Source organism: Exiguobacterium sp. ZOR0005 (genome assembly GCF_000798975.1).
Lineage (GTDB): Bacteria > Bacillota > Bacilli > Exiguobacteriales > Exiguobacteriaceae > Exiguobacterium > Exiguobacterium aurantiacum.
On sequence record NZ_JTLB01000023.1, the window covers coordinates 105615 to 127032 of the forward strand.

17 protein-coding genes are annotated in these 21418 nt (G+C 52.6%); 6 read left to right on the top strand and 11 right to left on the bottom strand.

Going from position 1 to position 21418, the window contains the following annotated elements; genetic code table 11:
• The first annotated feature begins 46 nt into the window (after nucleotides 1-46).
• From L971_RS10090 to L971_RS10100, 3 genes are all read left to right on the top strand, one after another.
• The gene (locus tag L971_RS10090) at nucleotides 47-796 is read left to right on the top strand and encodes a tryptophan-rich sensory protein (protein ID WP_047375628.1); all 750 of its coding nucleotides are present in this window, start codon (nucleotides 47-49) and stop codon (nucleotides 794-796) included.
• A 257-nt stretch (nucleotides 797-1053) separates the two neighbouring features.
• Nucleotides 1054-5490: a glutamate synthase large subunit gene (gene gltB / locus L971_RS10095; RefSeq protein WP_047375630.1), complete on the top strand. Its 4437-nt coding sequence runs from the start codon at nucleotides 1054-1056 to the stop codon at nucleotides 5488-5490.
• Complete coding sequence (locus L971_RS10100; protein WP_047375632.1) at nucleotides 5487-6938, top strand: glutamate synthase subunit beta; 1452 nt, start codon at nucleotides 5487-5489, stop codon at nucleotides 6936-6938. Before gltB ends, L971_RS10100 begins: the two co-directional genes overlap by 4 nt.
• 145 nt (nucleotides 6939-7083) lie before the next feature.
• On the opposite strand, the gene L971_RS10105 is transcribed toward L971_RS10100, so the two are convergent.
• The 3 genes from L971_RS10105 to L971_RS10115 all read right to left on the bottom strand — a co-directional run bounded on the left by L971_RS10105 (nucleotide 7084) and on the right by L971_RS10115 (nucleotide 9788).
• Complete coding sequence (locus tag L971_RS10105; protein WP_047375634.1) at nucleotides 7084-8403, bottom strand: Na+/H+ antiporter family protein; 1320 nt, start codon at nucleotides 8401-8403, stop codon at nucleotides 7084-7086.
• A gap of 148 nt (nucleotides 8404-8551) precedes the next feature.
• Nucleotides 8552-9262, bottom strand: coding sequence for a YebC/PmpR family DNA-binding transcriptional regulator (locus tag L971_RS10110; protein WP_047375636.1), 711 nt, complete (start codon nucleotides 9260-9262; stop codon nucleotides 8552-8554).
• 79 nt (nucleotides 9263-9341) lie between these two features.
• Nucleotides 9342-9788 carry a MarR family winged helix-turn-helix transcriptional regulator gene (locus tag L971_RS10115; RefSeq protein ID WP_024370302.1) on the bottom strand — a complete coding sequence of 149 codons (447 nt, stop codon included), beginning with the start codon at nucleotides 9786-9788 and terminating at the stop codon, nucleotides 9342-9344.
• Nucleotides 9789-10176: 388 nt separating this feature from the next.
• Between L971_RS10115 and adhE the strand changes: the two genes are divergently transcribed.
• On the top strand, nucleotides 10177-12768 hold the full coding sequence (gene adhE, locus L971_RS10120) for a bifunctional acetaldehyde-CoA/alcohol dehydrogenase (RefSeq protein ID WP_047375638.1): 2592 nt from the start codon (nucleotides 10177-10179) through the stop codon (nucleotides 12766-12768).
• Nucleotides 12769-12809: 41 nt separating this feature from the next.
• On the opposite strand, the gene L971_RS10125 is transcribed toward adhE, so the two are convergent.
• The 7 genes from L971_RS10125 to nikA are packed head-to-tail and all read right to left on the bottom strand — an operon-like array spanning nucleotide 12810 to nucleotide 19208.
• Nucleotides 12810-13091: a hypothetical protein gene (locus L971_RS10125; protein WP_047375640.1), complete on the bottom strand. Its 282-nt coding sequence runs from the start codon at nucleotides 13089-13091 to the stop codon at nucleotides 12810-12812.
• Between the two features lie 16 nt (nucleotides 13092-13107).
• Nucleotides 13108-14463, bottom strand: a complete 1356-nt coding sequence (locus tag L971_RS10130) for an MATE family efflux transporter (protein ID WP_052200355.1) — start codon at nucleotides 14461-14463, stop codon at nucleotides 13108-13110.
• The gene (locus tag L971_RS10135) at nucleotides 14450-15220 is read right to left on the bottom strand and encodes an ABC transporter ATP-binding protein (RefSeq protein WP_047375642.1); all 771 of its coding nucleotides are present in this window, start codon (nucleotides 15218-15220) and stop codon (nucleotides 14450-14452) included. Before L971_RS10135 ends, L971_RS10130 begins: the two co-directional genes overlap by 14 nt.
• Nucleotides 15183-15974, bottom strand: a complete 792-nt coding sequence (locus tag L971_RS10140) for an ABC transporter ATP-binding protein (protein ID WP_052200356.1) — start codon at nucleotides 15972-15974, stop codon at nucleotides 15183-15185. The genes L971_RS10135 and L971_RS10140 overlap by 38 nt, the downstream gene beginning before the upstream one ends.
• An 18-nt stretch (nucleotides 15975-15992) precedes the next feature.
• The gene (locus L971_RS10145) at nucleotides 15993-16769 is read right to left on the bottom strand and encodes an ABC transporter permease (RefSeq protein WP_052200358.1); all 777 of its coding nucleotides are present in this window, start codon (nucleotides 16767-16769) and stop codon (nucleotides 15993-15995) included.
• Nucleotides 16766-17707: an ABC transporter permease gene (locus L971_RS10150; protein WP_047375644.1), complete on the bottom strand. Its 942-nt coding sequence runs from the start codon at nucleotides 17705-17707 to the stop codon at nucleotides 16766-16768. The genes L971_RS10145 and L971_RS10150 overlap by 4 nt, the downstream gene beginning before the upstream one ends.
• 1 nt (nucleotide 17708) lies before the next feature.
• Nucleotides 17709-19208, bottom strand: coding sequence for a nickel ABC transporter substrate-binding protein (gene nikA, locus L971_RS10155; RefSeq protein ID WP_047375645.1), 1500 nt, complete (start codon nucleotides 19206-19208; stop codon nucleotides 17709-17711).
• Between the two features lie 266 nt (nucleotides 19209-19474).
• Between nikA and L971_RS10160 the strand changes: the two genes are divergently transcribed.
• Both L971_RS10160 and L971_RS15065 read left to right on the top strand, forming a co-directional pair.
• Nucleotides 19475-20665 carry a hypothetical protein gene (locus tag L971_RS10160; RefSeq protein WP_047375647.1) on the top strand — a complete coding sequence of 397 codons (1191 nt, stop codon included), beginning with the start codon at nucleotides 19475-19477 and terminating at the stop codon, nucleotides 20663-20665.
• Between the two features lie 249 nt (nucleotides 20666-20914).
• Nucleotides 20915-21052: a hypothetical protein gene (locus L971_RS15065; protein WP_156111518.1), complete on the top strand. Its 138-nt coding sequence runs from the start codon at nucleotides 20915-20917 to the stop codon at nucleotides 21050-21052.
• Between the two features lie 100 nt (nucleotides 21053-21152).
• Here the strand turns inward: L971_RS15065 and L971_RS10165 are convergent, their stop codons facing one another.
• Nucleotides 21153-21416 carry a hypothetical protein gene (locus L971_RS10165; protein WP_047375649.1) on the bottom strand — a complete coding sequence of 88 codons (264 nt, stop codon included), beginning with the start codon at nucleotides 21414-21416 and terminating at the stop codon, nucleotides 21153-21155.
• Nucleotides 21417-21418: the final 2 nt, after the last annotated feature.

Here is a 21418-nt window from a genome sequence, read left to right on the forward strand (position 1 = left end):
TATGTTAATAAAGGAGGTGTCAGATCTTCTTCGGGAGATCCTATTTATGGACTTATCAAAATGGCCATTGATCAACTGGCTGGCGTTTTTGGCGACCGTCGTCATCAACTACTTTGCGAGCGGGGATAATGCGGCAGTGTCGGACCGGATCGACATTTACTTCAAACCGGCCGGCTACGCGTTCTCGATTTGGGGACTGATTTACGTGGCGCTCGCCGTTTGGCTCGTTTTACAATTGAAAAAAGGGTCGGTCGCGAATCGGCAGGCGAATCGGATGAAGGCAGGGTTTCTCGTCTCCTGCATATTGAACGGCTTGTGGCTTCTCGCCTTCACGAATGAATGGTTCATCGCCTCGCTCGTCGTCATGGTGCTCTTTTTGACGACGCTCGCATGGCTGTATCACGTGGCGTTCCGGACATCGACGAGCTGGCTCGATCGCTTTCCTTTCTCGGTCTATATCGGCTGGGTGTCGGTCGCGACGATTGTCAACGTGTTCGTCGTCATGAAAACAGAACGCATCACGACCGTGCTCGGTCTCGATGAACTCGCCTGGACGTCGCTCATGCTCATGGTCGGTGTCGTCCTCGCCCTCGTCTTTATGTGGTGGCACCGCGATTTCATTTATCCACTCGTGTTCGTGTGGGCCTATATCGCTATTTTCGCCCGAATCGACAACGCGACGCTTTACGTCGTCCTTGTCAGTGCGTTGATTTTGCTCACGCTCGGATATGTCGGGCTCATCATTTGGAAACGCCCGCGCGGGTTTCTCCATCACTCTCGTAAAACAATCCAATAAGCCAAATGACCGTCAACTGATGACGGTCATTTTTTTGCGTTCTCAAGAACTTAAAATTTAATATGTTTCATGGATAATTATTCTTTATTTATCATAAGTTATTTTAAATAAAGGCTTGGTAAAGCTAGTGATAACGCTTTCAAATCTTATACGTGTGACTATTGTTATGCAAAAACGTATACAATCCGCTTGATTTTTCAGAATATTTAGAACAAAATAAAACTTACGAACAATTACGAAAGAGAGGGGTTGATTCGATGAAACGGACGAGTTTGTACGATTCACGATTCGAAAAAGACGCTTGCGGCATCGGCCTATACGTCAACCTTAACGGAGAGAAAAAACACGACATTGTCAGCCGTTCGCTATCCATGCTCTGCAAACTCGAGCACCGAGGTGGTCAAGGTGTGATCGACGCCGGAGACGGCGCGGGCATCATGACCGAGATCCCACACGAATTGTTCCTTCAGACGATGAATCTGCCGGCACCAGGCAACTATGCGGTCGGAATGGTATTCTTTCAGCCTGAAGAGACGAAGTTGCGTGACAAGCAACAGATGATGGAGCGTCTCGCGGAAGAGATCGACTTGGCGACAATCGCGTGGCGTGAAGTTCCTGTCGACGCCTCTGCGATCGGCGAACATGCGCGCGTCACGAAACCGACGATTTATCAGTGGTTCGTCGCTTGCCCGTATTTAGATTATCACGCGAACGAGCGCTCGCTGTACGAGTTGCGCCGCACCATTGAAAAAGTCGATGAACTCAACCTGTATATGCCTAGCTTCTCGACGAAGACGATCGTTTATAAAGGAATGCTCACACCGGAACAAATTGAACGATTTTATATTGACTTGCAGTCGCCATTTTACAAGAGTACGTTCGGAATCGTTCACTCACGTTTCTCGACGAACACATTTCCGTCATGGGAACGGGCCCATCCGAATCGAATGATCGTCCATAACGGGGAAATCAACACACTCCGCGGCAACATCGACGCGATGCGGGCCCGTGAAGGCGTGATTGAGACGGACTTGTATGAGAACGTCGACCGGTTGTTCCCCGTGCTACAGGAAGAAGGAAGCGACTCGTCGATGCTTGACAATGCGTTCGAGTTCTTCACCCGGACTGGACGGTCGATCGCCCATACGGCGATGATGCTCATCCCGGAACCGTTCATCGAAGGAAAAATCGATAAACAAAAACGAGATTTTTATCAGTATCACTCGTCCATTATGGAACCGTGGGACGGGCCGACCGGTGTCGTCTTCACGGATGGCCGCCAAATCGGTGCTATCCTCGACCGAAACGGTCTAAGACCGATGCGTTATATCGAGACGACTGACGGTGAGCTCATCTTGTCGTCAGAGAGCGGTGTCATCCCGGTCCAAGCCGAGAAAGTCTTGAAAAAGGAACGGCTTCGTCCCGGTCAATTGTTGCTCATCGACTTAGAATCGAAGCGACTCATCCCCGATGCGGAGATTAAACAGACGATCTCGCGTGCTGAACCGTATGGCAAATGGCTAAAACAAATGAAGACGCTCGAGGACGCTCCTGTAGATGAGCCGGTCATATCGGTCATTCTGTTAAAACAACGTGCGTTCGGTTACACGAAAGAAGACATTGAACAATATATCGTCCCGCTCATCCGTGAGAAGAAGGATCCAATCGGTTCGATGGGGCATGACCAACCCGTCGCCGTCCTCTCAGAGCGGCCGCGTTCTTTGTTCCATTACTTTAAACAACATTTCGCCCAAGTGACGAACCCTCCAATCGATGCGCTCCGTGAAAAAGTCGTCACGGCGACGTTCACGTGGATCGGGCCGCAATCGAATCCGGTCCATACCGGGCGCGGTCACGCCAGCCGGGTATGGCTCGAACATCCAATCTTAGACGCGGTCACGCTCCGCGGGATCGAGTCCAAGTTGCGTGTCGAACGCATCGATGCGACGTACGTCGAGGGCTTGGAACACTCGCTTGAGACGTTGTTTGCGCGCGTCGAAACGGCCGTTAAAGAAGGCGCGGAAGTCATCGTCTTGTCCGACCGAGACATGAGCGCAGAACGGATCGCCATGCCGGCGCTACTCGTCATGAGCGCCGTCCATCAACGGCTCATCCGTTCAAATTTGCGCGCATCATGCAGCCTCGTCAGCGAGAGCGGTGAGTTGCGGGAAGTTCATCAAGCCGCGGCGTTGATCGGTTATGGGGCCGACGCCGTATACCCATATTTGGCATACGCCACAATTCGGGAAGCAATCGAGACGAATCAACTGTCCTACTCGCTCGATGAGGCGGTCAAACGTTATCAAGCGGCGACGGTCGACGGGATCGTGAAAGTCATGTCGAAGATGGGGATCTCGACCGTGCAAAGTTATCGCGGCGCCCAAATCTTCGAGGCGGTCGGTTTAGACCGCGGCCTCGTCGAGACGCATTTCCGGGGGACGACGTCACAACTTTCTGGTATCGGCTTCGCAGAACTTGAGGCTGAGAGCCGCGCCCAGCACGTTGCGGCTTACGACCGAGAACGGCCGCTCGAGGCAGGTGCCGACTTCCAATGGCGAGCTGATGGGGAAGAGCACGCGTTTAACCCGAAGACGATCCATCTGTTGCAACGGGCGTGTCGCGAGAATGAACGCCGCTATTACGACGCTTACGTTCATCTGCATGAATCCTCGGGCCAGTTTTTACGACAACTGTTCAGCTTCAAAGAACGAGAACCAGTCGCACTCGACGAAGTCGAATCGGTCGCGTCGATCGTCAGTCGTTTCAAGACGGGCGCGATGTCGTTCGGTTCGTTATCGAAAGAAGCGCATGAGACACTCGCCATCGCCATGAACCAAATCGGTGGAAAGAGCAACTCGGGCGAAGGTGGCGAAGACCGCAACCGGTTCGTGCCAGATGAAGACGGATCGGAACGGATCAGCCGCATCAAACAAGTCGCGAGCGGACGCTTCGGTGTGACGGCTGAATACTTGTATCACGCTGACGAAATCCAAATCAAGATGGCTCAAGGCGCGAAACCGGGCGAAGGCGGGCAACTACCGGGCAACAAAGTTTACCCTTGGGTGGCCGAGGTCCGTGGTTCGGTACCGGGTGTCGGACTCATTTCTCCGCCGCCACACCACGACATTTATTCGATCGAAGATTTGGCACAGCTCATATTCGACTTGAAACACGTGAACCCGAACGCGAAAATCAGCGTCAAGCTCGTCTCAAAATCGGGTGTCGGGACGATTGCGGCCGGTGTCGCCAAAGCGAACGCGGATACGATCGTCATCTCCGGCTATGACGGAGGAACCGGTGCGTCGCCACGGACGTCGATCAAACATACCGGGCTCCCGTGGGAACTCGGACTCCTTGAAACCCACCAGACGCTAGCCTTGAACGGTCTCCGTGGACGCGTCACGCTCGAGACGGACGGCAAGCTCATGACAGGCCGAGACATCGTCATGGCCGCGATTTTTGGGGCGGAAGAGTACGCGTTCGCGACGGCACCGCTCGTCGTCCTCGGCTGCATCATGATGCGCGCTTGTCATCTTGATACGTGTCCGGTCGGCGTCGCCACACAAGATCCGGCGCTTCGTGAGAAATTCATGGGGAAACCAGAGCACGTCGTCAATTTGATGACGTTCCTCGCCGAAGAAGTGCGCGAGATTTTGGCGTCTCTCGGTGCGAGGTCGCTCGAAGAAGTGATTGGACGGACCGACCTGTTAGAAGAAAGTGCCTGGAAGCAACAACACGTCAAAGCAAAAACACTCGACTTGAACCCGATGCTCGGTATGCCTACACCTTTGCCGGCAAAAGAAGAGTTGCCACATCCGGCGTTCAAATCATATGACCATCGGAAACTCATGCCGGCCGTCTCCCGTTCGATCAAATCATTGCAGCCGACGTTCTTCGTCGGTCGGATTCGCAACACCGATCGGGCCGTCGGGACGATGCTCGGTTATGAATTGACGAAAGTGCATGGCAAAGTCGGGCTCGCCGAAGATACAATCTCGATTCGACTCAGCGGTTCGGCGGGTCAAAGTCTTGGGGCGTTCCTTCCGAAAGGGATCACCTTGTCTGTCATCGGCGACGCGAACGATTACGTCGGGAAAGGCTTGAGCGGCGGGAAAGTTTCCGTCATCGCCGAGAAACATGCCCCGTTCGACGAATCGCAACAAGTCATCGCCGGAAACGTCTGTCTGTATGGAGCGACAGATGGCTTGGCATTTTTCAACGGTCATGTAGGGGAACGGTTCGCCGTTCGTAACTCCGGTGCCGTCGCTGTCACAGAAGGGGTCGGTGACCACGGGTGCGAATACATGACCGGGGGGACGGTCGTCGTCCTTGGTGAGATCGGTCGCAACTTCGGGGCCGGCATGTCAGGAGGGGTCGCCTATTTGTATGGGGACCAGGACTATGGTGAACTCGTCAACAACGAACTCGTCGCCGTCGACGGCTTGAACGATGAGGATGCGGAACAAATTTACGCGCTCCTCGAGTTGCACCAGTTCCACACGGATAGTGTGAAAGCAAGGCTCATCCTAGATTCATTTGAAGAAGAGCGCCATCGTTTCGTCAAAGTCGTGCCGCGTGATTACGCGAACGTGCTTGACGTCATGCGTCAGCTCGAGGCATCTCGGCCCGAGTTGAGTGAGGCGGACCGGGCACTCGAACTGTTCCGGGTTGTGACAGAAGGAGGGGGAGTATGAGACACAAATTTTTAAGCATTCCGCGTGAGACGCTCCCAGAGCGGACGGTAATCGAGCGGATCCATGATTATAAAGAGTATGCTTCACGGATGGAAGATGGTCCGATCGTCAAGCAGGCCGAGCGCTGTATGGACTGCGGGACCCCGTTTTGCCACGTCGGTGACATGATCGGACAAGAGACGATCGGCTGTCCGATTCATAACTTGATTCCCGAATGGAACAAACTCGTCAGTGAACAAGATTTCCGACGTGCTTACGAGCGGCTGATGGAAACGAATAACTTCCCGGAATTTACCGGTCGGGTCTGTCCGGCCCCTTGTGAGGGGTCGTGCACGCTCGGCATTAGTGAAGACCCGGTTGCGATCAAGTCGATCGAGCGAACGATCATCGACCGTGCCTTCGAACAAGGGTGGGTCGAACCGAGGCATGTCCGCATGCGCACCGGTTACCACGTCGCCATCATCGGTAGCGGGCCGGCCGGTCTTGCCGCGGCCGATCAGTTGAATCAAGTCGGACATGTCGTCACCGTGTTTGAAAAGGCGGATGAGATAGGCGGCCTTCTGTTTTATGGCATCCCTAACATGAAACTCGATAAAGATGTCGTCCGTCGCCGGGTGCAGTTGCTCGAGGCAGAAGGCATTCGCTTCAAGACCGGTGTGAACGTCGGCACAGACGTGACGGTCGAGTCGTTGCGAGATAAATACGACGCCGTCATCCTGGCGACAGGCGCTCAAAAACAACGGACGCTCGGTATCGAAGGGGATGACGCGGCCGGAGTCGAGGCGGCGATGGACTACTTGACGGCTTCGACACGAGAACTCGGCGGGACAGCGGTCGAGGCGCGCTTTGAAGCTGCCGGTAAAGACGTCATCGTCATCGGTGGGGGCGACACCGGTGCCGACTGTGTCGCGACAGCGATTCGGCAAGGCGCCAAATCGGTGACGCAATTCGGTAAGCATCCTGAGAAAGGATTGTTCCGAGCACCAGATCGTCCGTGGCCGCTACAACCGGACACGTTGTCGACGGACTATGCGTATGCGGAAGCAATCGAGCATTTGGATATCGACCCGCGCACGTACTTGATTCGCTCAAACCGAATCGTAAAACAAGGGGACCGGGTTGTAGGAATTGAAACGGAACGGATGGAGAAGGTCGTGAAACCCGACGGTCAAGCCACCTTCTTCGTCGTTGAAGGTTCAAAAGAGACGTATGCGGCCGACCTCGTGCTCGTCGCCATCGGCTTTGAACGACCGGAACCAGAATTGAGAAAATTGGGCGTCGAATCGAAGCGGGACTATGTGACGAACCTCGATGGGGTGTTTGTTGCCGGTGACGCGCGCAGGGGCCAAAGTTTGATTGTCTGGGCGATTCGAGAAGGACGTGAAGTAGCAGAGAAGGTCGATGCTTACTTGAACGCTTGTCAAACGGAGTTAAAAACTTCATCATGAAAAGGAGCGACGATTTCGTCGCTCCTTATCTTTTTGTCACAGGAGGAATATGATGATTACCGAGATCCTCATGTATACAGGAATTTGGTTCTTACTCGTTCTCGTCTTGCTCGGGACGATCTACGCGCGTCGCAATCGAAAGTGATCACAGTACCATCGCTGCGATCAAACCGAACACGATGAGCGGGATGTTGTAGTGGAGGAACGTCGGCCACACCGTTTCACGCAAGTGATCGTGCTGACCGTCAGCGTTCAATCCGCTCGTCGGACCGAGTGTGGAGTCACTTGCCGGGCTACCGGCGTCACCGAGTGCGCCGGCCGTCCCGATGATGGCGATTGTCGCCTCGACCGAGAATCCATACTGGATGCAGAGCGGGACGAAGATGGCCGCGATGATCGGGATCGTCGAGAAACTCGATCCAATCCCGAGCGTGATGACGAGACCGACGAGCAGCATGATGAGCGCGGCGAGGAACTGCGAATCGCCCATGAGACCGGACGCGCCGTTGACGAGCGGTTCGATGGCGCCCGTCTCGCGAATGACGGCGGCAAAGCCGCTCGCCGCGATCATGACGAAACCGATGAACGCCATCATGCGCATCCCGCTCGTGAAGATGTCGTCCGCTTCAGACCATGGGATGAGTCGAAGCACGGTCAATAAGATCAAGCCGGTGACGGCCGAGGCGATCATCGAATCGGTCTGCAACTGAACAATGAGGACGACGATGACGACGGCAAGCGTCAACCCGATTTTCAGTGGGCTCAACTGACGAAGTTCGTAGTCTTTAGGGCCAAGGGCGATCGTCTCATACGTTCGCGGTTTCCGATAGTGGATGAACGCGGCGATGAGCCCGACGAGCATACCGAGAGCTGGAATGGCCATGATGCTGACGATGTTGACGTCGCCGACGGCCATGCCGTTCGTCTCGACGTTTGGGAGTAAAATCTCGTTCAAGTAGATGCCGCCAAACCCGACCGGCAGGAGCATGTACGGGGTGACGAGACCGAACGTGAGAATCGTCGCCACGAGGCGACGGTCAAGCTTCAACTCGTTGAACAAGACGAGGAGCGGCGGTACGACGATCGGGATGAAAGCGATGTGAATCGGCAACGCGTTTTGCGAGCTGATCGCAAGTAATAGTAATAACGACAACAGCATCGCTTTCACGAAGCGGACGTTCTTTCCGGTGACGTCGCGTCCTGACAAGCTGATCAATTTCTCAGCGAGGACGTCCGGGAGTCCCGTCTTCGACAAACCGACGGCGAACGCGCCGAGGAGCGCGTAGCTGAGCGCGATGGACGCGCCTCCGCCGAGACCGTCGCTGAACGCGGCGAGCGTATCGTTAAACCCGAGACCGCCGACGAGGCCGCCGACGATGGCCGCGAGGATGAGCGATAACACGATGTGCACTCGACTGATGGCGAGAGCGAATAAGACAACAACGGCTAATAAGACAGCGTTCATAGTAATCCAACACCTTTCCTTAAAACTCTTTCTCTTATTATCACTTTAATATGATAAAGACTTTTGAAATTTAACATATGAAACCATGCTTGTCAAATCAAGTATTGAAAAAAAGCGATAACTCCGAAAAGTTATCGCTTGCTCGTCATCATTCGACGTTATGGTATACCTGACGCACATCCTCGAGGTCTTCGAGCACATCGAGAAGCTTCTCGAACTGTTCTTTCGACGCGTCGTCGAGGGTGATTTCATTTTGTGGAAGCATCGTCAACTCGGCGATTTCGAACGATTCGATCCCGGCTGATTTGAATGCGGTTTGGACGGCGTGGAACGCCTCTGGCTCCGCGTAGACGATGATCGTGTCTTCTTCTTCAAGAATATCGCGCACGTCTAGGTCATGCTCCATCATGAGTTCGAGCACTTCGTCCGAATTCATACCGGAGACGCCGATGACGGCCGTCGCGTCGAACATGTAGGCGACCGAGCCGCTCACGCCCATGTTGCCGCCGTTCTTCCCGAACGCGGCGCGCACTTCGGACGCCGTCCGGTTGACGTTGTTCGTGAGCGTGTCGACGATCACCATCGAGCCGTTCGGGCCGAACCCTTCATAACGTAACTCGTCAAAGTTTTCCTCGTCGCCGCCTTTCGCCTTGTCGATGGCCCGGTCGATGATCGCTTTCGGGACGTTATACGTCTTCGCCCGCTCGACGACGAATTTGAGCGCTTGGTTCAGTTCAGGGTCTGGCTCCCCTTGGCGGGCGACGATATAAATCTCCCGACCGAACTTCGCATAAATCCGACTCGTGTTGGCGTCTTTTGACGCCTTTTTTTCTTTGATGTTGTTCCATTTACGACCCATTACATGTCATCTCTCTTTCCATAGTTCGATTGATTCACTGTCGATTATATAAGAAGAACGGAGCATTGACGAGAAAAATTCATCCCTCGCTCTTGTCCATCTTCTCGACGATCTCCGTCAGCGTCTTCAAGCTATCAATCAATCGTTCGGTCTCGTCATCGTCTAAAAAGGCGAGGCGATCTTCGAACAGGCGGCGGAACGAATCGCGTCGTTCCCGGAGTACTTGTTCGCCTTTCTCGGTCAATTGATTCCAGATGACACGGCGGTCCCGCTCATCCGGCACACGCGTGATGTATCCTTCATCGACGAGTTTCGTGATGAGTGGCGTCACGTTCGGTGGGGCGATCGACAACGTCTCGCTAATGTGCCCGTTCGTCACCGCACCTTCGTCCTCGATTAACATCAATAGATGAAAGTGTGAGAAGTTTAAGTTCGGGATTTGCGGGAGGTCAGAGCGACGTAGCAATTTTCTACGAATCAATGGGATCAGTTTGACGAACTGATCGGCTGCATCTTGTCTAGGCATAAGTCTATTCACTTCCTAATTAGGTTCTATCTTACATTATACACGAGTGAAGAGGGCTTGGACGACCAATCAGCGTGATGTGAGGAAATACACACGTATTTCGACATCCAGACGCCATAAACAATGTAAGCGTTTACATAAAGCAGGCGTAGCATTTTCATGAAAACGCATTCGATTTTACGAAGGTACGGAGTAAAATGCAAGACCTATCCTCATTCTTCAAAAAAATATTGTGAAAGAGTTCACATTGTTGTCACGCACAAAATCCTGAAAACGGTGTATTCTATGAATGTGAAGGAAAGCACAAACTCTTCTTGAACTAACTGATTGCCCCGTGCTCTCCATCAAGTCAAACTTATCAGCTCTCATTCATGAGGAGGAAACCAACATGGCAGTTAAAGAGAAAGCAGTAGTAGAAACATCAGCAGAACAAATGGTCGACACGCTCGTCACACAAGCGCATAAAGCGCTCGATACGTTGATGGCGTTTGACCAAGAAAAGATCGATGCGATCGTTCAAGCGATGGCGCTAGCCGGACTCGAACAGCACGTCGCTCTCGCAAAACATGCATATGAAGAAACAGGTCGTGGTGTATTTGAAGACAAGATGATCAAAAACATCTTCGCGACAGAATATATTTACAACTCGCTCCGTGGCGAGAAGACGGTCGGCGTCATTGAAGACGACGAGCAAAACGGCATCACGTACATCGCCGAGCCGGTCGGTGTCGTCGCTGGGGTCACACCGGTGACGAACCCGACGTCAACGACGATGTTTAAAGCGATCATCGCCATCAAGACGCGTAACCCGATCATCTTCGGTTTCCACCCGTCAGCACAACAGTGTTCAAGCGAAGCGGCCCGTATCCTTCGTGACGCAGCCATCGAAGCCGGGGCACCGGAACATTTGATTCAATGGGTCGAAAAACCGTCACTCGACGCGACGAAAGCGCTCATGAACCACCCGGGTGTTGCCATGGTACTCGCGACAGGTGGAGCGGCGATGGTCAAATCGGCGTACTCGACTGGTAAACCGGCACTCGGCGTCGGTCCTGGTAACGTCCCAGCCTACATCGATAAGACGGCAAAAGTGAAACGCGCCATCTCGGACGTCATCTTGTCGAAAACGTTCGATAACGGTATGATCTGTGCGTCTGAACAAGCGATCATCGTGGACCAGGAAGTATATGAAGAAGTGAAAGCGGAAATGACGGCACTCGGATGCTACTTCTGCTCGCCAGAAGAGAAAGCGAAACTCGAGACACTCGTCATCAAAACAGACTCATGTGCGGTCAACCCGGAAATCGTCGGGAAACCGGCAGCGTGGATCGCCGAGAAAGCTGGACTCAGCGTTCCGGCCGACACGAAGATTTTGATCGCTGAACTTGAGACGGTCGGTGCGACAGAACTTCTCTCACATGAAAAATTAAGTCCGGTGCTCGGTGCGTACAAAGTTCAATCGCGTGAAGAAGGATTTGCCATCGCTGAGAAGATGCTTGAAATCGGCGGCCTCGGTCATACGGCAGCGATTCACTCGACAGACGACGACGCCATTCTCGCGTTCGGACTTCGGATGAAAGCTTGCCGCATCATCGTCAACTCGCCAACGGCACACGGCGGGATCGGTGACCTCTATAACGAAATGACACCGTCGCTCACCCTCGGTTGTGGGTCATACGGTAAAAACTCCGTCTCTGAGAACGTGACGGCGAAACATCTACTCAACGTGAAAAAGGTGGCGAGACGTCGCGTGAACATGCAATGGTTTAAAGTCCCTGAAAAGATTTACTTCGAGAAAAACTCGGTCCAATACCTTCAGTCGCTCACATCGAAGAAACGGGCGATGATCGTCACGGATGAAATGATGGTCAAACTCGGTTTTGCCGATAAAGTCATCAAAAACTTGCCGGCTGGCGTCGAGTACCGCATCTTCGACCAAGTCGAGCCAGATCCATCCGTTGAAACAGTCATGCGTGGTGCTGAAGCGATGCGTCACTTCAAACCGGATATGATCATCGCACTCGGCGGCGGTTCGCCGATGGATGCCGCGAAAGGCATGTGGCTCTTCTACGAACGCCCAGAAGAGAAGTTCTCGAACCTTCGTCAAAAATTCATGGATATTCGCAAACGGACGTACAAATTCCCGACGCTCGGAAACAAGTCGATGTTCGTCGCCATCCCGACAACATCTGGTACGGGTTCTGAAGTGACGCCGTTCACGGTCATCACAGATAAGAAGAAAAACGTGAAGTACCCGATCGCCGACTACGCAATCACACCGGACGTCGCCATCGTCGACCCTGAGTTCGTCATGACGGTCCCAGCGTCAATCACGGCTGATACAGGAATGGACGTGTTGACGCACGCCATCGAAGCGTACGTATCGGTCATGGCAAACGACTATACGGACGGACTTGCGCTCCGTTCGATGAAGATGATCTTCGACTACCTCCCGAAAGCGTATGAAAACGGTAGTGACGCCGAAGCTCGTCAGAAAGTCCACAACGCATCGACAATGGCGGGTATGGCGTTCGCGAACGCGTTCCTCGGCATCAACCACTCGATCGCACACAAAATCGGTGGTGAGTTCCACGTCCCACACGGACGGACGAACGCGATCCTCATGCCACACGTCATCCGCTACAACGCGACACGCCCATCGAAACTCGCGGCGTTCCCGAAATATGAGTCATTCATCGCCGACGAGCGTTACGCGGAAATCGCGCGCTACCTCGGACTTCCAGCGAGCACGACGGAAGAAGGTGTCGAGTCACTCATCCAAGCGGTCATCGAGCTTGGTCAGCGCTTGAACATCAAGCTCTCGTTCAAAGCACAAGGCATCAAGAAAGCGGACCTCGACGCGAAAGTCGACAAGATGGCAGTCGACGCATTCGAAGACCAATGTACGACGGCCAACCCGAAAATGCCGCTCGTTGAAGAATTGAAAGAAATCATGTACGCAGCGTACGAAGGCGTATAACGAACGAAAGGCGACCACTCAAACGAGTGGTCGCCTTTTTTTCATACGATCACGGAGAGTCCCATGAACAAGAGGATGACGAATAAAGCGATGACGTTGAACCAGACGACAAACTTGATCGCGATTTCGGCCCACCTTTTTTCTTTTAACCGAAAATAGAGCACGGTCGCAAAAAAAACGAGACCGCCGACGAGTCGGTATGGGGAAGACGCGTCAGAACCGATGTCATATGCATGTTGCACCGTATTGAGTATAGCGAGGAAGATGAACGCGTACAGGTAACGTTTTTTCTTTCGTTGTTGATTCGAATAATGAGGCTTCATCAGGAGCACCAACTGTCTATTTTAACTTGATGTTGATTCTTTCATCATCATACCATCTTCCAGACAGACGAGACGAAGAAAACAGGCGGAGTCGTTTTCTGCGTTCACTCATCACCAATGCGATGGATCGAGTGAAGCTGAAGCAAAGAAACGCAATCCAAATCCCATGGTTCCCGATTAATGGGACGAGCAAGACGATGACGATCGTAAAGACGATGAACGCATAGATGAGTGAGTTACGAACGGGCCGTGCGTCCCCGAGTCCAGCAAAGACTCCTTCATACAACATGGCCAAGCTTCCGACGAGCGGATAGACAAGAATCCACATATAGTACGTCTCAATCGTTGAGCGGAGTGCTAAATCTTCTGTGAAGAGGCGAATAATCCCTCCCTGTGCGACCGACAACAACAAGGTGATCCCAATCGTTGACCATAAAAGAAACCGTAGCCCGATTTGAACCGTGCGCCGATACGCCGCTTTCGATTTCTGACCAATCGCGCGACCGATCAAGACGGTCGAAGCTTGCCCGATTCCGCTGAACCAATAGGCGATTAAGTATTGCAATTGAAACAAGATGGCGTTCGCACTCAACGTCTCGACGCCTTGTCTCGCACCGAGTGACGTGAACCAGCCTGTCATGAGAAGTAAAAAGACAGTCCGGATGAACAAGTCACGGTTGACGGTCAAGTAGGTGAGGTAGGCGCGGACGTTCATCAACTCGTGGACGCGCTGTACGGAGTACGAAAGATGGCCGTGAACGAACAACCAACCGAACCCGAACGTCATCACTTCTGACAAACTCGTCGCGACAGCAATCCCGGCGACCGGGTCATCAAACAGACGGATGAACCAAACGTCTAAGAAGATGTTCAGCACATTTCCCCCGACTTGAATCGCTAGAGCGGTCCGGACACGGCCATGACCGATTAACCAGCCAAGGACAACGTATGTGCCGAGTGCGAAGGGAGCGGCGTAAAGTCGCGTCGTGATGTACGTTCGAACGGAACCGGCCATCGACGCATCGGTCACGAGTAAATGGATGGCCGTTTCCCGAATCGGGATCAAGAACAAGATAAAACTGGTTCCGACGACAAAAGCGATGACGAGTGGCCGGAACAGACTCATTTGAGCAAGGTTTAAATTGTTTTGACCGAGCGCTTGCGCCGTGAAACCGCTCGTGCTGATTTTCAAGAATCCGAACAGCCAATACAACGTATTGAACACGACCGCCCCGATGGCGACCGCACCAATCGCGGTCAATTGTCCCGTGTTCGCAATGACGATCGTATCGACAACACCGAGGAGCGGTGTCGAGAAGCCGGCGAGCACGAGCGGATAGGCGATGAGCCAGAACGATTTAGCCGAGACCATTCAAGGAACGTCCTTTCTCGACGAAAGCGTCACGCAACGCGATCGTATACGGATGGCGTGCCTCATCAAACAGTTCATCGGTACGGAATGCGTCCACGATCGTTCCTTCGGACAAGACGAGAATCCGATCGCACAGTCTCGATACGATCGATAAATCATGAGAGATGAATAGGAACGCCATGGATTGGTCGTGACGATAAGACTGTAGCATCTCGACGATATGATGTTGGGTGAGCGTGTCGAGCGCGGTGGTCGCTTCGTCTAACACGACGAGTTGAGGATTGATGCTGAGCGACCTGGCGATGGCGGCCCGTTGCTTCTGTCCGCCGCTTAACGCCCGAGGATACGAGCTCATACATGTGTACGGAAGTTGCACGATCTCACACAAATGGGCCAACTTGGTCGGTTCCTCACTCGGTTCAATCATTCGGAAATGACGAAGCGGCTCTAAAATGGAGTCGGCTAGTCTCCATCTCGGATTAAACGAGTCAGAGCTATCTTGAAACACGGCTTGGACACGTCGTTTCATCGATGACGTTTCTTTACGTGACGCGGTTTGCCAAGACGAGCCACCTAAATGAAGCGTTCCACTGTCAATCGTCTCAAGCCCAAGGATGCAGCGGGACAACGTACTTTTTCCGCTACCACTCGTGCCGATCAGACCGACCGATTCGCCAGCCTGAATCGTGAACGTCACGTCGCGTAGCACCGGCTGGCCATTATAAGATTTTTGGACGTTGTTGACGCGTAGTAACATGGTCGAGTCGATCCTCTCGTTTTATAATCGGTGCCGCCCTGAGCAAGGAGTTGGTATACGGGTTGCTCGAGGCGAGCAAGTGATCGCGGTCTCCCGCGTCGACGATGCGTCCCGCTTTCATGACGAGAATGTGGTCGGCATACATCATCGCCTCGGCTAAATCGTGGGTCACCCAGAGCATGCTCGATGTCTGCCCGATCATCGCCTTCAACCATTCGGTCACCTGCCGAGCCGTCAACACGTCGAGCGCATTCGTGATCTCATCCGCGATGAGAAGCCTTGGCTTGAGGACGATTGCGAGTACGAGAGAAAATCGCTGCAACTGTCCGCCGCTCAGTTCGCCCGGATAGCGGGAGAGCAATGTTTCCGGCAGGTGGACTTCGGCCATGATCGAGCGGATACGGGTCACGTCGTACGTCTGCTCGTGACTCGCGAACACATCCCGAAGGTGCGCCTCCATCGTCAAAAACGGGGCGAACGACGTCGTATACTGTTGAGGGATATAGCCGATTTCACACCCGTAAATGGAACACGCGTTGCTGGCTGATTGAATCGTTTCGTCGTTCCACGAGATTGTACCGGTTGTTTGCAGTGTGTTCGGTAGCATTTGTAAAATCGATTTGACGAGAAGGGACTTTCCGCTTCCGCTCGCACCGACAAGACACACCCATTTGTTTTGTTCGATGGCGAGCGAGACGTCCTGTAAAAGGAGGCGTTCCTCGTGCTTGATGGAGAGGTGATCGATACGTAGCATGACGTTTCCTCCTAACGGTTAAACTTGAAAGTGACGGGACAATTTTGTTGATAATCGGGTCGACCCGACGATGGTAAATACGATACAGACGGCCGGCCAGAACACGAGCGTCGGATTCGTTCCAAGGTAATGACGTCCCTCACTGATCATGCCCCCCCATTCGGGTAATGGCAATTGGACGCCCAATCCGATGAACGAGAACGCCGAGATGAGCAGAATCACTTTTCCAAGGTCGAGACTCATGACGACAATAATATGCGGGCAGACGGCAGGGAGGACGTGCCGACATGCAATCTTTGATTTCGAAAGTCCGTTCACGTGCGCAGCGAGGATATGTCCTTTCGTGCTCTCCTGCATAACGAGCGTATGGACAAGCCGGGTGTAAGACGTCCACTTAATCAAACTGATGGCGAGCACGAGACTTTGGATGCTAGGCCCCATGACGCCCGCGAGTACGATGGCGAGTACTGTATCGGGAAAGATGATCGTCGCGTCCGTCACTTTTGTGACGATCGGTTCAATTCTTCGATTGACGAACCCGCTCAACGTGCCAAGCGCAACACCGATCGTCGCTGTCGTCAGAACGATGGCGATACTTAGTCCGACCGTGATCCCTCCAGCAAGCAAGAGACGTGACAACACATCCCGCCCGAGATGGTCGGTTCCGAGCGGGTGCTCCACAGATGGCGCGGCAAGTCGATTCGTCACATCTGTCACGAACGGGTCGCCAGCGATGAACCAATAAGCAGTTGCACAAAGTACGAAGAGGATAAATAGAAGCGACCACTTTTTCATCGGGACACCTTCTTTCGGTAAAGGTGGGGCTGGAGCAGGCGTAACAGCGAACCGGTCACGAGGTTGACGGTCACGACGAGACAAGTCGTAAAGACGAGATAACCCTGTAAGACCGGGAAATCACGACGTAATACAGAATCCACCATCAGTTTGCCGACCCCGGGATAGGCGAACAACACTTCGAGGACGACGACCCCGCCCATAAGGCTCGCCACGCTCACCCCGAACATCGAGATGACTGGAGGCAAGGCCGCCCTGGCGATATAGCGTGTCAGTAACGTTTTGGAACGAATGCCCCGAATTTTTGCCATCACGATATAATCCGTTGACATCACCTCAAGCAAGGTTGAACGGATGAGTCGGATGTAGACACCACCTACGGCAATCCCTAACGTCAAAGACGGCAAAATGAGGCTCTCCCAACCGGTGCGCCCCATCACGGGAAACCATTGGAGCGTCACGGCGAACACATACATCATAAACAATCCAATCAAAAAACTCGGGACCGATGAGCCGAGAATCGACAACCCGGAAGCGAGTTTGGCGAGGGCAGAATTCGGTCGAAACGCACTAATTGCCCCAAGCGGGACAGCAAGCGCAATGGCGACGAGGATACCGCCGATGGCGAGTTCGAACGTCGCGGCATAGTTATTTTTGAACAGTTGCGTCACGGGCTGTCCGGTGATGAGTGAGTCGCCTAGGTTGAATCGGACGACTTCGGACAGCCATTGGATGTATTGGACCCACACTGGATCCGTGAAACCGAGTTCCTCACGAAGACGATCAATCTCGGCGACGTCGACTTGCAGTTCGTCGACCTTCAATAAATAGAGGACAGGGTCGCCGGGGACAAGTCGAAGGAGCAAAAAACTGAAAAAAGTGAAGACTAAAAAAGCTAGTCCCCACTCAAGCGATTTACGTGCCACGAATCGCGTCATGTCACAACACTTCCAAATCTTTTGTGATCATGTAATATTCGCTCTTTTCTGTAATCCAACCACGAACGTTGTCTTTCAAGGCGACATTCGTCGACGGGTGGACCAAGAACGAGTTGATGACACGTTCATCGACATAGCGTGCAATCTCTTCGGTCATCCGGTCACGCTCGTCACGGTCGACCGTCTGATTCAAGCGATCGATTTTTTCTGTCAACGCGGCATCCTCCACACCGCTGAAGTTCAAGGCACCGTCCGGATGGAACGTGGCGTTCAAATAGTAGCCGCCATCGCCACGCGGCGCGGTCAAGTTGCTATACGTCGCGAGGTCCCAGTCTCGTTCAGCGGCCATATATTCTTCCGGTGTGTCAATCATTTGAATGTCGATTTGAATCCCGACTTGTTTCGCATCGGATTGAATCAACTGTGCGATGAGCGGTAAGTCAGGTCGTGAACTATACGTCAACAGATTGAGCCGGACCGGCTCACCGTCTTTCATCAATACGCCGTCAACTTGCTCGTACCCGTCTTGTTTGACCAGGTCGAGGATGTCTTGTCCTGTTTGGTCAGGATAAGACGGGGCGAACGGGAACGATGGCAAAAATGGGCCGACAGCAGGAGTCGCATAGCCGTTCAAGATGCCGTCGACGATTTGCTCGCGATTGATGAGCGAGTCGATGAGTTGGCGCATCGCGAGCGACTGCATATGTTCACGTTCAAGGTTCATCGTCAACTGATGGACACGGAACGTCTCCGCCTTGTCGACGACATGCCCATCTCGTTCGAGCGTCTCGATCATCTCGATTTCTGGGCGATAGACGATATCTGCTTCGCCTGACTGGAGCGCCATCGTCCGTGATCCCGGATCTTCATTGAACGTGAACGTCACCGTATCGAGTTTCGGTTGTCCGTCCCAGTAGGCGTCATTTCGTTCGAGTTGAATATTCGAGCCAGGTTGGAACGACGTCACGTGATAAGGGCCGGTGCCGACAGGTTTATGATCGATGGCTTCATCCGCCGTGACATCGATGATGGATGTGTTCGGATGGACGAGTTCATTGACGAGTTCTGGATACGGGACCGTCGTCTCGATGAGGAGGCTCGAGGCGTCTGCTGTAATCGAATCGATGCGCAACGCGCTTCGAAGACCGATATTTTCTTCGAGTGAACGGTCAAGTGAACGTTTGACCGCCTGTGCGTCTAGCGGTTTCCCGCTATGGAACGACACGTCTTCTCGTATGTAGATGCGCCACGTCGTTTCGCTCACTTGCTCGAAAGAAGTTGCGAGCCAAGGGTCGACCGATAATGTCTCGTCATTTAATTTAAAGAGCGTCTCCGTCACACCGGCACGGAGCGGTACGTAACTTGAGTCGCGGTGTGGATCTAGCGATTGTGTCGAGAAGTTGTAGACGAAATGTAAATGTTGATTGTCTTCGTCCGAAGCGTTGCACGCCGTTAAAAACAACAGGGCGAGCGTACATAAAAAGGGAGCTACATATTTCATAGAGATGACATCCTTCTTTCAAGTTGTAATGATTACGAATTACATCTTAACGTAATCATTACGATGTAGCAATGGATTATTTTCGATTGACTCATGGATAGGTAAAATGAGAGGACAGTGGACCGATGAAAAGATAAAATATATCGAATGTCTATAAAATTTAAATTCACTTACGAATGGAGTAGATTTATAATAATAAATGCCAAGTTATCCATTCTTTACTATTTCTTGGACGATCTTATTTATCTGTATTGGAGACACGTAATATGAACATCTTATTCAGTTTAGTTTATGCACTTTTCGTAACGTTTTTACATCTGAACCCACTTTCGCTCGATACCCCGTATGAGACGGCCGAATATTTCGCCTCGTACGACCGTCACGTCGATAGTTGGGAAAATGCGGAGCTGTTTGAATCGCTCGGTTTTGATCTTGATTTGAACATGGACCGCATCATGCACGATGCACCGCTCCAAACGTTTTATACGGACGTCACGATAGAAGATGAGCTGTTCGATGGGTACTCGTCGATGATGATGGAAGAACCGATTCAAGGCGACATCATCCACATCGAATGGGACGCACCGATTCCTGACGTGACAGACAAAATCGTCGTCTTGCCGATGACCGACGTGTCCTTTGAGGCGCGGGATGATGCGTATCACCTTGACCATTATGGCGAGGTCATCAATGATGAGGCGGCGAATCGCTACTTGACGAAATTGAAAGAGGCGGGAGCGGCTGGGTACCTCATCACCCCGCATAAAGACGCGTCGGACGAGTTTGGATTCGTCCATGTATCGGCTTGGCTTCGTTTAAGTGGAACCGGCGTTGGGATTGAGGCGGCCGAAGCGCTAACGGATGGTCAAACCGTGACGATCGAACCGTATGAATCGGAGATACCCTACACGGAATTCGTTCAGACGGGGACGACCGATGAGGAAGTCATCGTGATGGCTCGCCTCGATAGCAGCGGATATGGTGACCACGCGTTGATCGGTCTCGGTGGCGCCTCGATTCTGTATCAAGTCATTCAAGCAATGGATGACGTCAAGACGGACGCGACGATCCGCTACGTCTTTTTGAACGGGTATGGGGAAGGGTATGAGGCGAGCACGCATTACCTTGGCATGTTAGATGAGCGGGGCATGACGCCGAGAACCGTCATGTTGCTCGACTTGATCGGGACGGGAGATACGGGCCGATTCGTCAAAACGCACGGCATGAAGTCGTATCCGTTCATGGACGCTGCATCGTTTGACGATGTCGAAGTGAGAAGTTTAGGGGTGTCGATTTTAGACGAATATCGACAAGCAGGCATCGACGTCATCTCGTTGAACGATTCCCTGACGGCGAACCAGGACGTCTTCACTGAAGACGATACGATCGACCGGCTCTCTGAAGAAGCGATGCTCGAGCATGTAGATTGGTTGGTCGAATGGTTGACGACGCAATGAACGAAGCACAGACTGTAGACGATGCATGGTCTACGGTCTTATTTATTCACCCTTCTCCTTGGAACGAGGGATTGGGAAGCGAGTTACCCAAGCGATGAGAGCATATGTCGTCGTGACCGTCAGAAGTTTGTGCAGTTGTGCATAAATCGTAATTCAAGTCTGTGCATTGATTACATAATAATGGAAACATGGTACGCTCGTTTGTAGGGATTGAGCTTCAAAAGTCTAACTGACGAAAGGATAAGGCAAATGAAGGATAAAATCCAAATATATAAGCTGGCGATGCTCACGATCATCGCAATCAGTACCGGTTATATCGCTTGGCACATCGATGACCTGATCCGTGCATTACTTCACATTTCCTCCGCGCTGCAAGCGTTGACGTAATATCTCGCTTCATTGACATGATGAAAGGACATCCGGCAATGCGGCTGTCCTTTCATCATGGTTAAAACCGAATGGATGATGTTTGAATGGACGGGGTTCACTAGAAAATTTCCAGCGCGCGCAGGACAAGAAATAAGTAAAACAGCGTTGGAATAAGTGTGAGCAATACACCGAGCCATTTCGTCTGCTGTTTGAACTGCAACAAGAAACCAATTGTCCACAACAGGAACCACAACATGAAATACCAGCGATAGTCTGGCGTGTCCGTTTCGGCTATGCCTGGACCGCTCAACCAAAGTGAGCAGGCCAACACAACCACACCGGATAGGACGTTCCAGCTATGCCGAACCATGTTTTCGAACATTC